This is a genomic window from Roseovarius arcticus (assembly GCF_006125015.1).
Classification (GTDB): Bacteria; Pseudomonadota; Alphaproteobacteria; order Rhodobacterales; family Rhodobacteraceae; genus Roseovarius; species Roseovarius arcticus.
This window is the reverse complement of record NZ_SZZN01000001.1, coordinates 608,078-620,656: the sequence shown is the minus strand read 5'-3', so window position 1 is coordinate 620,656 and position 12,579 is coordinate 608,078. Positions and strand designations below refer to the sequence as shown.

At 54.8% G+C, this 12,579-nt stretch carries 9 protein-coding genes and 1 pseudogene; 2 read left to right on the top strand and 8 right to left on the bottom strand.

Annotation, left to right across the window (positions count from 1 at the left end; genetic code table 11):
- Positions 1 to 4 precede the first annotated feature (4 nt).
- From MK6180000_RS02975 to MK6180000_RS02960, 4 genes are all read right to left on the bottom strand, one after another.
- Positions 5 to 865, bottom strand: a complete 861-nt coding sequence (locus MK6180000_RS02975; RefSeq protein ID WP_138933383.1) for an ABC transporter permease — start codon at positions 863 to 865, stop codon at positions 5 to 7.
- 10 nt (positions 866 to 875) lie between these two features.
- A complete protein-coding gene (locus tag MK6180000_RS02970; protein WP_138933382.1) occupies positions 876 to 1,832 on the bottom strand; it encodes an ABC transporter permease in 957 nt (318 codons plus the stop codon).
- 85 nt (positions 1,833 to 1,917) lie between these two features.
- Entirely contained in the window at positions 1,918 to 3,360 is a 1,443-nt protein-coding gene (locus MK6180000_RS02965) for an amidase (protein WP_138933381.1), read from the bottom strand.
- A gap of 461 nt (positions 3,361 to 3,821) precedes the next feature.
- Positions 3,822 to 4,742 carry an IclR family transcriptional regulator gene (locus MK6180000_RS02960; protein WP_171054511.1) on the bottom strand — a complete coding sequence of 307 codons (921 nt, stop codon included), beginning with the start codon at positions 4,740 to 4,742 and terminating at the stop codon, positions 3,822 to 3,824.
- Positions 4,743 to 5,137: 395 nt separating this feature from the next.
- Here MK6180000_RS02960 and MK6180000_RS02955 point away from each other — a divergent pair, with 395 nt between their 5' ends.
- Both MK6180000_RS02955 and MK6180000_RS02950 read left to right on the top strand, forming a co-directional pair.
- Positions 5,138 to 6,727: an ABC transporter substrate-binding protein gene (locus MK6180000_RS02955; RefSeq protein ID WP_138933379.1), complete on the top strand. Its 1,590-nt coding sequence runs from the start codon at positions 5,138 to 5,140 to the stop codon at positions 6,725 to 6,727.
- Between the two features lie 76 nt (positions 6,728 to 6,803).
- Entirely contained in the window at positions 6,804 to 7,955 is a 1,152-nt protein-coding gene (locus tag MK6180000_RS02950; RefSeq protein WP_138933377.1) for a M24 family metallopeptidase, read from the top strand.
- A 123-nt stretch (positions 7,956 to 8,078) separates the two neighbouring features.
- Here the strand turns inward: MK6180000_RS02950 and MK6180000_RS02945 are convergent.
- The 4 genes and pseudogenes from MK6180000_RS02945 to MK6180000_RS02930 all read right to left on the bottom strand — a co-directional run bounded on the left by MK6180000_RS02945 (position 8,079) and on the right by MK6180000_RS02930 (position 12,271).
- Positions 8,079 to 8,785: pseudogene (locus MK6180000_RS02945) on the bottom strand (IS6 family transposase).
- A gap of 123 nt (positions 8,786 to 8,908) precedes the next feature.
- A complete protein-coding gene (gene terL / locus MK6180000_RS02940; protein WP_171054510.1) occupies positions 8,909 to 10,330 on the bottom strand; it encodes a phage terminase large subunit in 1,422 nt (473 codons plus the stop codon).
- Positions 10,305 to 10,775 (bottom strand): DUF5681 domain-containing protein, encoded by a 471-nt coding sequence (locus MK6180000_RS02935; RefSeq protein WP_138933374.1) that lies wholly within the window; start codon positions 10,773 to 10,775, stop codon positions 10,305 to 10,307. The genes terL and MK6180000_RS02935 overlap by 26 nt, the downstream gene beginning before the upstream one ends.
- The gene (locus MK6180000_RS02930; protein ID WP_138933372.1) at positions 10,775 to 12,271 is read right to left on the bottom strand and encodes a DNA modification methylase; all 1,497 of its coding nucleotides are present in this window, start codon (positions 12,269 to 12,271) and stop codon (positions 10,775 to 10,777) included. The genes MK6180000_RS02935 and MK6180000_RS02930 overlap by 1 nt, the downstream gene beginning before the upstream one ends.
- Between the last annotated feature and the right edge of the window lie 308 nt (positions 12,272 to 12,579).

Here is a 12,579-nt window from a genome sequence, read left to right as displayed (position 1 = left end):
AGGGCTACCGCGTATCGCGTATCCCGGATGCTTGCTGCAGAAACCAATCGACCACCAAATTCACACCAACTGTCAGCAGGGCGATGGCGGCGGCGGGAATGAGAGGGATGATGATACCAAAGGTGATCCCCTGGGCGTTCTCTCGCACCATGCTGCCCCAGTCGGCAGAGGGCGGCTGAATCCCAAGTCCCAGGAAACTGAGAGCGGCGATGAACAGAAATACAAAACAGAAGCGAAGTCCGAACTCGGCTATCAGCGGGGCCATCGTGTTGGGAAGGATTTCACGCCGCATCACCCACCACAGGCCTTCGCCGCGCAGTTTGGCGACCTCGACATACTCCATGATTTCCACATCCATCGCGACCGCGCGTGAAATCCGAAAAACACGCGTCGAATCCAGCAGCGCGATCACTATGATCAGAATATGTATCTCGGTGCCCAGAACAGACAGTATCATCAGAGCAAATATGAGTGTCGGGATCGCCATTATCACGTCGAATGACCGGCTGATCAATTGGTCAACCCAACCTCTCAGGCTGGCGGCGAGAAACCCAAGCGAAACACCAACCGCAAAAGCGAGGGTCGTCGTCATCAGCGCGATCCCGATCGTGTTACGCGCGCCAAACAAAACACGTGTTAACAAATCGCGCCCGATGTGGTCGGTCCCAAGGACGACTGGCGGAGTGTGCTCTGGCGCTTGCGCGTCCCAGAAGCCGTTTTCCCACGGGGCGCCAACGATTTCGGTTTCACCGTAGGGTGCGATTGCCGGGGCAAAGACGGCGGCGAAACAGTTCAGAAGAACAATGACCATGCCAATTTTTGCCGCGGTCGGCGCGCAGCGCAAGAATTTCCAGGTCGCTCCCATCAATCGCTCCTCACTTTGGATTCCTCAATTTTGGATTGGTGACAATTGACAGAATGTCCGCCAGCAAATTCAGCATCACATAGGTAGAGGCAAAAATGAGGACGCTGGCCTGGACGACAGGTAGGTCGCGATTGGAAACGGAATCTACGAGCAGCTGACCCAACCCGGGGTAAACAAAAACAACTTCAATCACGACGGCACCGACGATCATGAAGGCGAGATTCAGAACGATGACGTTAATTACCGGTGAAAGCGCGTTTGGCAAAGCATGGTGCACAATGATGCGCCAGCGCGTCATTCCTTTCAGAATGGCCATTTCGATATAGGGGCTCGAAATAACGTTTAATATTGCCGCGCGTGTCATGCGCATCATATGAGCGACCGAAATCAAGGTCAGGGTAAGGGCGGGGAGCGCAACGGCGTAAAGCTTGTTCCAGAACCCCATATCTGGAGTGATGCGGGAAAAGCTCGGGAATATCTGAAATTCAACGGAAAGCCCGAGGATCAGTATATAGGCGATGAAAAACTCCGGGAAGGAAATGGCCGAAAGCGTTGAGATCGAAATTAGTTTGTCGACCCAACGCTCCCGATACAGAACGGACACGATCCCAAGAAAAAGGGCGATCGGTACAGCCAGTGCCGCAGAAACGGCCGCAAGGAAAAACGTGTTTCCCAAGCGCGCGCCCAGAAGCTCGGAAATCGGCCGGCCGCTGGCCAAGGATTCCCCTAAATCACCCACGAGTATGTCGCCCAGCCAGGAAAGATACCGGACATGAGCAGGCAGATCCAACCCCAATTTCTGCCGCAGGGCGGCGGTGTTTTCTTCGGTTGCAGCCTGACCCAGAATCGTCTGAGCGAGATCGCCCGGCAGCGCCTCTAACCCCAGAAATACGATTACCGAAATAATGAAAAGCGTCACCACTCCAAAGGCAAGGCGTTTGATCACCAATACGGGTAGTCGGTCCATTCCGTTTACGCCTTCTTCTGGTTTATTGAGCACAGGTCCTTAATTGATCTTCTAGACTATCTTGTATTTTGGCACCGCCGCAGGATTATTGACTGAGCTTATTTGAAACGTGAAGTGGCGGTATTCTGTCTGCCCACGGCAGCGCCTCTTCGAGCAACCCGCCCAAGGCAAAAAGTCGCGCCTCGTCGCCAAATTTCGCTGCAAATTGTACCCCGATTGGCAAACCGGTAGAGCTTTGGTGAAGTGGCAGTGAGATCGCTGGTTGGCCGGTGACGTTGAAGAGCGGCATGAAAACACCCAATTTGGAGACCTGTTCATTCCAAGTATGGGGATCAACCGGGCCTACCGGATCACAATCGAGCGCACCAATAAGCGGCGCGGGCCCAAGGCAACTTGGCAGAACCAACACATCGTAGGACTCAAAAAATTGCCCGGCCTGCCGGTTTACCACATTTAAAACGTCCAAGGCGTTCAGCACATCACTCGCAGACAGCTTTTTTCCGACTTCATAAAATGCCCATGTCGCGGATTGCAGGTTATCGGGCCCGGGTTTTCGATCGAGCAACGCGCCAAGGGCATCCGAGCTATTGGCCACACTTGCACAGGAAAGCGTCAAAGCTGCGGCCATGAGAGCCACATAATCTATTTCGGGTCTGGCCTCTTCTACGTGGTGTCCGGCATCTTCCAGAACGCTCAGTGCTTGTTTGACACCCGCGTCAACTTCGGGATCGCACGCGCGCACCCAAGGCGTAGTCGAATAGGCGATGCGCATGGGCTTGGAGCGTTGACCAAGCTCGTCCATATAGGGTCTCGCAGGAGGGGCAATCTTGTAGGGGTCGCCGATTGCCGCCCCCTGCACAGCATCCAGCGTCGCGGCGCAATCACGCATTGTGCGTGTCACGGCAAAAGTTGTCCCAAGGCCGTTAAGAGATTCTGCGTGAGATGGCCCCGCGGGAATGCGCCCGCGGGTCGGCTTTAGACCGACCAAACCACTATGTGATGCGGGGCTGCGAATGGAGCCGCCGGCATCGCTCGCAGTGGCAATCGGCACCGCACCGGCCGCGACCATTGCGCAAGACCCGCCACTGGAGCCGCCGGGAGTGTGATCGCGATTCCATGGGTTACGGGAAATCCCGGTAACAGAGTTTTCCGTGACACCGGCGAGGCCGAATTCAGGGGTTGTTGTTCTACCCAGATTGATAAAGCCCGCTTGGCGAAACCGCGAGAAAACAAGGCTGTCTTGCGTACAAATATTGCCAAGCGCAAGCTTGCTGCCCATCTCGCACAAGACGCCCTTTTCTTCACAACCAATATCCTTGTTAAGCATCGGAACGCCCGAGAAAGGCCCGGAAGCGGCACAGGAATCTACGCGTTCAGTGAAGGTCTGAATGGTGGCATTGAGATCGGCGTTGACATGGTCGATGGCTTGCAGAGCCAGTGATGCCAGCTCTTTGGAGGTCACTTCCTTTTTGGTCACAAGCTCAGCCAGACCCACCGCATCATAACGGGCGTATTCAGTCAGATGCATAGCAGCTTCTCCTTCGGGACCATGTCACTTCGATGGTGCGGGATTGCTGCGCAGCAACCACGCCGAAGAATGAACTCATGGTGCCATCAAAAATGTTTGCCTGCCCGATCAAGACATGCGGTTCGTGGTGTTGCCCCTTGTTTCACTCAGCGGAACCAGTGTCCCGTTAGGCGGACCACATAATATAGGTATTATTTTTCTTGCCGCCTTGTCAAACGAGAATGCTCGAAACGTTGGCGCAATAAATTGCTCCTGTCAGCTGAAACCTCCGGGGAAGAGGGCGCGGCCGCGCAATTTAAAAGCTTATGGCCGAACGGCTTATGCGGGTGTCTGCGCTAAAGGAAATGCTATTGTAGATCTTCTGCGGCCCGGTGCGCGGCAGTGCTTCGTGGGGCGGAAAAAAGAGAGGGGATCCCCCATCAACAGCGCGTTTGAAGCCACCAGAGCGTGTCGCGAACGCTTTAGGCCGTATGGCCCATTTTCTGAGAAATCCTCAGCGCTGCGGCGTTCAAAACATCTGTCCAGGCAAGAAGAACCTCCGGCTCAATGCGGAATACGGGCGCCCAGATGTTAAGGGCAGCAATAATGCGACCTTCAAAATCAAATACCGGCGCCGCTATGCCGCGCACCATTTCGTGCTTTTCCCTGTCACTATACGCAAATCCCCGCTGCCTGATTTGGCTTAGCTCTTGCTCGAATTTTGCCCGGTCGGTGATGGTATTTTCCGTAAAGCGCGTCAGCGTCCTCGTGCCTAAAAGCTCGTCAAGCGTGGCGGTCGGAAGGTGGGCCAGCATGACTTTCCCCACCGCCGTACAATGCGCCGGTTCCCGGTCCCCGATCTGGCTGGCAATGATTTTCAGTTGCTGATTGCACTCGGTTGCTCGGACATAGACCACATCCATCCCATCCCGAACAGCGAGCGAAACCTGTTCACTCACTTTGGCGTGGAGCGCATCTATCTCGTCGACGGCCACGGAAGCAACCTCGACGTTGTTCCAGGTATTGGAAGCCCAGGTCAGTATCTTGAGGCCTAGGCGATAGCGCTGATTTTTCGCGTCAAATTCGACAAGCCCTTCGCGCGCAAGCGAGCCCAGAAGCCGATGACTGGTGCTCTTGGGCAATCCTGCGGCTTTCACCAGATCGACAAATCGCATGGAACCACTGGCGCGGCTTAAAGCATCGATGAGGGCGACCGATTTATTCAGCACATCTCTTTGTGGCGTTCCAGTCATCGTAAATACCCAGTCTCCATTCGAATCAATAACGCTACAGGATACCAGAAATATTGTTTCACTGTTGGTGGGGCGGCCAATGTAATGACACTGTTCCAATTGCAGATTCCCGAAAGTCGAGCGGATGCGTTCCGGCGTAAACAGGTCCAAAGCGATCGAGCATCACCCCATGCCCAAATTATCCAATAAGAAATTCGTTGACTCAAATGAAAGCCTCCGTATAATTTTAGGTAGTTTCACTGAGCGGTACGATAGTTTCTTTAAGCGGAACTTTCAAGCGAGTTAGAGCTTATCCTTCAGAGCGCGGGATGGATCGATTGAGGCCTGATAGAAGAACGCCGGAAACGGTATTTTCGCTCAATTACGGGTATTGGCGGAAGGCATGCAAAACGGCCTCCAACTTGGTTGGAAAAACTCTGAATAGTGCCGATTGCCCCATTTGTAGCAGGACAGCTGCCAGCATTTTGCGTTCTCATATGGTTCCAGAGTGCAAAATCCACCCAAGCATGCCGAATAGGTGTGTCTGGAATTAAAGGAGAATGCGAATGAAAAACATTGACAAACTGACACGCTCACCCGGTCGAAGCGAGCTCTCACGTCGCGAATTCATTTCTAGGGCTCTTGCCATGGGTCTAACGCTGCCAGCCGCTATTTCGCTGGCTGACAGCCCTGCGATGGCCGCGCCCCCAAAGACAGGAGGGCGCATGCGCATTGGTCTGGGTCTTGGATCAACAACGAATACTTTGGATCCGGCGACATTCGAAGACACCTACATGCAGATTGTCGGCTTCGGTCTGCGCAACTGCCTAACCGAGATCAACAATGAGGACCAGCTGGTATCAGAGCTCGCCGAAAGCTGGGAAGGTTCCGCTGACGCGACTGAATGGACGTTCGAGCTGAAAAAAGGCATCGAATTTCACAGCGGTAAGACGATGGATGCAGAAGATGTCATCGCGTCCCTGCAACACCACCTCGGCGAAAACTCCACCTCGCTGGTGTATAGCATTCTGGCCCCCATCGAAGAAATTCGGGCCGACGGCAAGAGCACGATTGCTATCAAGCTTTCCAATGGAAATGCCGATTTCCCCTACCTGCTGAGTGATTATCACATTGCCATCCTGCCTGCCCGCGACGGCGTCGTAGATTGGCGATCCGGCGATGGTACCGGGGCATACAAGCTGAAGAACTTCGAGCCCGGCATCAGCACATCCATGGTGCGAAATCCCAACTACTGGAAAGAAGGACACGGCCATTTCGATGAAGCCGAGATCCTATCCATCATCGACACCAACGCCCGTACCAGCGCGCTGGTGTCCGGTGAGATCGACGCCATGGATCGGGTTGACCTGAAAACCGCCCATCTTCTGGGCAAGCGGCCCGGCATCAACCTGAAAGAAACCCAAGGTACTCTGCACTATGTGTACTCGATGTTCTGCGACACGCCGCCGTTCGACAACCCCGATGTGCGTTTGGCGCTGAAATACGGGATTGACCGCCAGGACCTATTGGACAAACTCCTGTTCGGCCATGGCTACGTTGGCAACGATCACCCGATCGGGAGGTCCAACAAGTATTTTGCGACCGAGTTGCCACAGCGGCCCTATGACCCGGACAAGGCAAAATATCACCTGAAAAAGGCCGGCCTGACCGAGTTGACCGTCCCCCTCAGTGCGGCGGATGCCGCATTTTCCGGGGCCGTTGACGGCGCGCTCTTGTACAAGGAACACGCGTCCAAGGCTGGCATCAACATCGATGTAATTCGCGAGCCGAATGATGGCTACTGGGAAAATGTCTGGGACAAGAAACCCTTCGTCGCTTCTTACTGGAGTGGTCGCGTGACCGAGGATTGGGTTTTCTCATCGATCTATGCCGAGGGTGTGTCCCTGAACGAAACGCATTGGGCAAATCCGCGTTTCAATGATCTGCTCAAACAGGCACGATCAGAGCAGGATACCGGCAAACGGGGCGAAATGTACTTTGAGATGCAAAAACTGTGCAGCGATGACGGTGGCGTAATCGCACCCGTCTTCTCGAATTATGTTTTCGCCACCAACGACAAGGTGGCCCACAATCGCATGTCGGCAGCGTGGGATATGGACGGCATCAAATGCCTGGAGCGTTGGTGGTTCGCTTAACCTCACCAAAGATCGGGCGCGGCCATGGTGGCGCCCGATCATCTCGGAACTGCATTCGAACCTGGGACAACACTCAATGCCGCTGCACTTTACGCAAGAAGAGTTTGCATCTCGTCATGACCGGGTCAAGTCCGCGCTATCCGAACAGGAGCTTGATGGCCTGCTGATCTTCAAGCAGGAGACGATGTATTATCTGACCGGCTACGATACCACCGGGTATTCGCAGTTTCAGGCATTATACTTCGGGGCGGATGGCGCCTTAGCCTTGCTCACCCGTTCGGCTGACCACAGACAGGCAATGCATACCTCTCTGATCGAAGATATTCGAATCTGGGTAGATCGTGAAGGGTCAACACCGGGGGAAGATCTGAAAGAACTGCTCACCACGTACAATTGCGGCGGCAAACGGATTGGCGTCGAGCTTGACGGTGCCTGCCTGACGGGCGCGCGTTGGGATATGGTCCGCAACTCACTGGCTGGTTTCTGCATGCTCCGTGATGCCTCTGGATTGGTGCAGAACTTTCGCATAGTCAAAAGCCCCGCCGAGTTGGAATACATCACAAGAGCGGCTGAACTGGCAGATGATGCAATCGAAGACGTTTATGCGGAATTGAAAGCAGGCGTTAACGAGGGGCATCTGTTTGCCGTGGCCCATAATGCGATTTTCGAAGGCGGCGGAGATTATCCCGCGGGAAGGTTTATTATCGGGTCCGGCGAAGGGGCGCTGCTTGTTCGGAATTTCACTGGTCGAGAGACAATCGGAATCCAAGATCAGATCCAGCTGGAATTCGGCGCGTCCTATCGACATTACCATGCCTGTATCATGCGAACGGCACTCACTGGCAAAGTCTCCTCAGGCCATAAGAGGATGCATGACGCTTGCTGCGAAGCGCTGATTGCCTGTCAGGAGGTGTGCAAGCCGGGCAACCTCGTTGGCGACGTCTTCGAAACCCACGCTCGCATCCTCGACGCGGCTGGCTACCGCAAACACCGGCTGAATGCCTGTGGCTATTCCCTAAGTGCCAACTATCCCCCTTCGTGGATGGAGCAACCGATGTTCTGCGCCGGTGCACCGACGGTTATCCAGCCGAACATGGTGTTTTTTATGCATATGATCTTGGTCGATCTCGATAGCGGCCGCACCATGTCGCTCGGGGAGACCGGCGTGGTAACAGAGGATGGCTTCAAACGGCTATCACGGCTGACAAATGACTTGCGGGTAAGCTGACTTGGCGCAGTCCAGTTCAGGCGCCGTACAATTTTCGTCGTCGTTCTGTTCCGGCATCAGGCGTCTCGTCGGTGCTATCAGACGAATGCAAACTCGTCTCTGCAAGGACGGAGTGGCTGCCCCTTATGCGGCGCCGAGATTGCGCCACTCTGCGAGAGCGGCGGCGCGGTTCAGCTTGAAGTCGTCGCGTGAGCAGAGATGGCGCTCCAGGTTGAACAGGTTGTGAATGGAAGAATGCACGGCGACGAATTTCTGTAAGCTTCGCATCCTTCGGAAGCGAAGCATGGCCCGTTCTCGCCTTCGAAATGGTTGGTGCGAATTCTCAGCGCGATTGTTCAGCCAGCGACCTGTTTCCTGCCTACCGGAATTGCCGATAACCTTCATCGCGGCGCCTTATGACCGAAGTTTATCAGTCACAACGATCTGCGGCTGGCCGTACCGCTTCATTGATTTTATAACGAATTTCAATGCCGCTTTGCGATCCCGGCGCTTCGTGACGTAAGTTTCCAGCACCTCACCTTCATGATCCACAGCCCGCCAAAGGTAGTGGATCTCACCGTTAATCTTTACGAAGACCTCGTCCAAGTGCCATCGCCAGTTCGAGTAAGATCGCATCCGGTCGATCCGTTTTCTGCGAATTTCAGATGCAACATTGGACCAAATCTGTTCCACCAGAAACGGACGGTTTCGTGGCTGATCTCGATGTCACGTTCGTGCAGAAGATCTTCCACATTCCTCAGCGATAGCAGGAACCGGACATACATCATCACAGCGAGGCGGATGATCTCAGGACTATTTTTGAAATAGCGGAAGGGAGAGCGTTTTGTCATGCTCCAACGCTAGATCGACGCCCTGCCCTTCACAACCGAGTTTCCTCTGGCACCACCTGAATTAGGGTGTGTGGCGGAGAGATTGGGATTCGGACCAACGGTACGCCATGAGAATGCCATGCCTTATCCTTTGTACCGAGAGCAGTGCCTGAGTTCCCCTAGCTGACGATCCAGTGCGAAGAGAGCTTGGGACATGCTATCGACCTGGTCGTCGTATTTTCCGTTTGGAAAGGCGACCACTTCGTTGAGGAAGGCCTCTTTCCACGGTGCGCTTTGCGGCAGACGGACCAGACCGGCTTCAATCTTTGGCGACTGGATCGACAGACGTTCCACTTTTCCCTGCCTGGGTATTAGCGGACGAACTCCATAGGAGCAATTTCGTCTGAGGTGATCGTAAACGCCGCGCCCGGCCCCAACGGCCTCCACGATCAGCAGTTTGGGGCTCCATTTCTTACCCAGCAATTGCGCGTCCCGCAGGAGATCAGGCTGGACCACTTGTTTGCGATACACGTCAAGCAAGTCGATGTGGTTTCCAATGAGGCCCCAAGTAGTGCAGACAGAATAGTCATTTGACTCGCCTGGAACAGCCGCCGGATCCCAGCTTTGAATGACCGCCTCGTAGTCGCTCCGCCGCATTGTAATTGGAATCTCGCGAAACCACTCGGGTCGGACGATGATACCGCCAGCCAGGGTCGGTGACTGCTGATATTGGGTGTCAAAGGTGGGACTCCCGATCTCGCGCCGTTTTGCCTCAAATTCGGGCAGGTCCATGTGGGCCGGCAGGAGAGCAGTTCCAGTTTTGCGCGCCCAATTTGCACCCTTCGCGAGCGGAATAAGCCGATCCTGGGTTTCAATAGCAGGCAGCTCCAGGACGTCCCAACCGCCAGCTGCTATCAGTCGGCCCGGAAGGTCATCTACATGCAGCCTCTGCGCAACGAGGATCACGGCACCGGTTTTTGGATTGTCGAGCCGCGTCATTGCAGTCCCGGTAAACCACTCCCAGACATTATCCCGCCGAGACTGTGACGCCGCGTCCTCTGCCTTGCTGATGTCATCAGCAATCAGGATGTCTGCGCCTTTGCCGGTCAGAGGACCGCCTGCAGATGTCGCCAACCGATAGCCGTTAAGTGTCGTCCGCAGTTCGGTTGCCGAAGCTTTTGTGGGATCGAGCAACAGCTCTCGAAACACCGCTTGGCTCAGGTCAGATTGAATAATCCGCCGCGTATCTCGACTGAAGGTCTCTGCCAAGTCGAGGCCATAGCTCATGCATATCATCCGCAGAGACGGGTTCCTGCCGAGTGCCCAGGCGGGAAAGACCACGCTGGCACAATGTGACTTCATGTGGCGCGGGGGCATCAGGATGATCAGTCGTGTGATCTCACCGCGTTCGATTTGTTCCAATACGTGGCAAATGGCACGGATGTGATGACCATAATGGAACGGCACACCCGGTCTGAGCTCAGCAAAGGCGCGCTCGACATACGCGATGAGTTTAAACCGATACAGCGCTCGGAGGACATCAGCCGTCGGGGTCTGGTTCGTCATAGTCATCTCCATTTTCTAATGGCTCTGATCCATCCGTGTTTTCTATGGCGGCTTTGGTACTCTCGATAAGTCCCATCCAATCAGCCTGGGTTTTCAGAACAGCAAGGTCCGCCTCGGTCAGCACAAGATTGGACGGCTGAAATATATCAACCGGGTCGACTGCCAGTTCCTGAACGAGGAATTTGAAGAACTGGGGATTGCCACTTTTTGCCTCCATAAAGGCCTTGTGCAGCATTGCCTCCAGGTTCGTCATCACAACCGGCGAACCGTTTACATGAACAATAATTTCGTCGCCTGCGATCTTCTTGATCTTGGCCTTGACGGATTCTTCCTTGGTGCTCTTACCGCTGGGGTTTCCCGATTGACCCTTCTTGAACTGCGTGTGCTTTGGCGGCTTGCCATAGCCCACATGGTAGGGATCATGATTTTCAGTTTCGGTGGCCATCAGAAGTCCTCCCCGTTTTCAGAAATGGTCTGAACGCGGTCCCGTGCATCACCAGGCGCAAGGGAGTTGAAGCTTTGCCCGGTCTCTGAATGGACTGCCTGATCACCCGTCATTTCCTGCCAGCGGCGGATCGCGAGATCAATGTAACGTGGCTCAATTTCCACACCTGTGCAGAGTCGGTTTGTGCGCTCAGCGGCCAGCAATGTCGTTCCCGACCCCAGGAAAGGGTCCAGCACCAGGTCGCCGCGCACCGTCACATCGAGCATCGCCTCCATGACCAGACGGATGGGCTTGACGGTTGGATGCACATCAAATGCATCATCTGCATCCCAAGTCCCGCCCGTCGCGCCAGCGAACTGCCAGACATTTGTGCGGTTGCGGCCGTTCTTGCCAAGCTGGACATTGTTCATGTGTGATGCCCCGGGCTTTTTCGCGACAAACACAAACTCGTGCTGGCTGCGGTAAAGGCTACCCATGCCCGGGCTGGTCTTGACCCAGACGCAGATGTTGAGCAGATCGAGTTTAAGCATAGCGAGGGCCTCTGACATCTCCCCGACGTGACGCCAATCCATGAAGGCAAAAAGAGCGCCACCGGGCTTAAGACACGCAGATGCTGACCCGATCGTCTCAATCAAAAACGCGACAAACGCCTTACTGGACATTTCGCCAGAGGCCTCGACAAACTCCGCAAAGCCGCCTGATGCATCCCTGACATGACCATTGATCTTCACGTTGTACGGCGGATCGGTGAAGACCACGTCGGCCACTTGGTTGCCCAAGACATTTGCCAAACCGGTCCCGTCCCGAGATGAGCCACATAGCAACCGATGATCGCGCAATAGCCACAGATCGCCGGGCTTGGTGACGGGCAGCGCCTCGGGATGGTCCATTCCGGAGAGATCATCGGCAGGGTCCACGTCGTCAGCCCCTGCCTCGCCAAAGCGGATCGCCTCTATTGCAGGAGACTCAAAGCCGGGGAATTCCAGATCCCCACTGATTTCGATAATTTCGTTGATCTCAAGCCGGAGGATGTTGTTGTCCCATGCACCCGTCTCTTGCAACTTGTTCAGAGACAGTACCAGGCGGCGGACTTCCAATTCCGGCAAATCATCAACTACAATGCAAGGAATATTCTCCACACCCAGCGTCCGCGCAACTGCGAGACGGACGTGCCCATCGATCACCTCGTAGCGTTGGCCTCCGGGCTTGTTGCGGACAAGGATAGGAACACGGAACCCGAACCGCTTGACGGCTTGTAGAACGGCTCCGGTCTGACTCTTCAGAGCGAGCCGGACACGTCGAGGCGAGTCGTCTATCAGACCAACCAGGATCCAGACCAGAGCCACTTCCCGGAACAGATCGTTCTGACCATGCAGTCCGGATAATACTTCACCGTCGTGAGTGCCTTCAGCGGTCTTGGTTGGTACATCGTTGGGTAGCGACACATTTGTCCCGACGCCTGCTTGCTTTGAGTTCTTATCTGTGAATTTGCCCATTTTTGAACCTCCTTGGGGTTTGTCCCTGAAGGTGCGTCTGAAGGCTGACAACGTTTGCAAAACAGGAAGCAATCAGACAACCCAGAGCACATCATAAAGGGACGTGTGGTTGATCGATTGCCGAAGCCTCCTGCCGCGGCGTGATACTCATTTCGTACATGGAGATAGCCGGTCACGCAACAAGTATTTCCATCAACCTATTGAAACAGTTGACAAACGGCTCTTGGGGGCGTGGCTTTTTAACCTAAACAATCGACTGGACTTCACGACCGAACAGAGCGTCATTGGTCTCACGCCCGGTTCCCAGT

Coding starts and splice junctions, on each gene's coding strand:
- MK6180000_RS02975 (WP_138933383.1), bottom strand. CDS start 865: ATGGGAGCGACCTGGAAATTCTTGCGCTGCGCGCCGACCGCGGCAAAA.
- MK6180000_RS02970 (WP_138933382.1), bottom strand. CDS start 1,832: ATGGACCGACTACCCGTATTGGTGATCAAACGCCTTGCCTTTGGAGTG.
- MK6180000_RS02965 (WP_138933381.1), bottom strand. CDS start 3,360: ATGCATCTGACTGAATACGCCCGTTATGATGCGGTGGGTCTGGCTGAG.
- MK6180000_RS02955 (WP_138933379.1), top strand. CDS start 5,138: ATGAAAAACATTGACAAACTGACACGCTCACCCGGTCGAAGCGAGCTC.
- MK6180000_RS02950 (WP_138933377.1), top strand. CDS start 6,804: ATGCCGCTGCACTTTACGCAAGAAGAGTTTGCATCTCGTCATGACCGG.
- terL (WP_171054510.1), bottom strand. CDS start 10,330: ATGACGAACCAGACCCCGACGGCTGATGTCCTCCGAGCGCTGTATCGG.
- MK6180000_RS02935 (WP_138933374.1), bottom strand. CDS start 10,775: ATGGCCACCGAAACTGAAAATCATGATCCCTACCATGTGGGCTATGGC.
- MK6180000_RS02930 (WP_138933372.1), bottom strand. CDS start 12,271: ATGGGCAAATTCACAGATAAGAACTCAAAGCAAGCAGGCGTCGGGACA.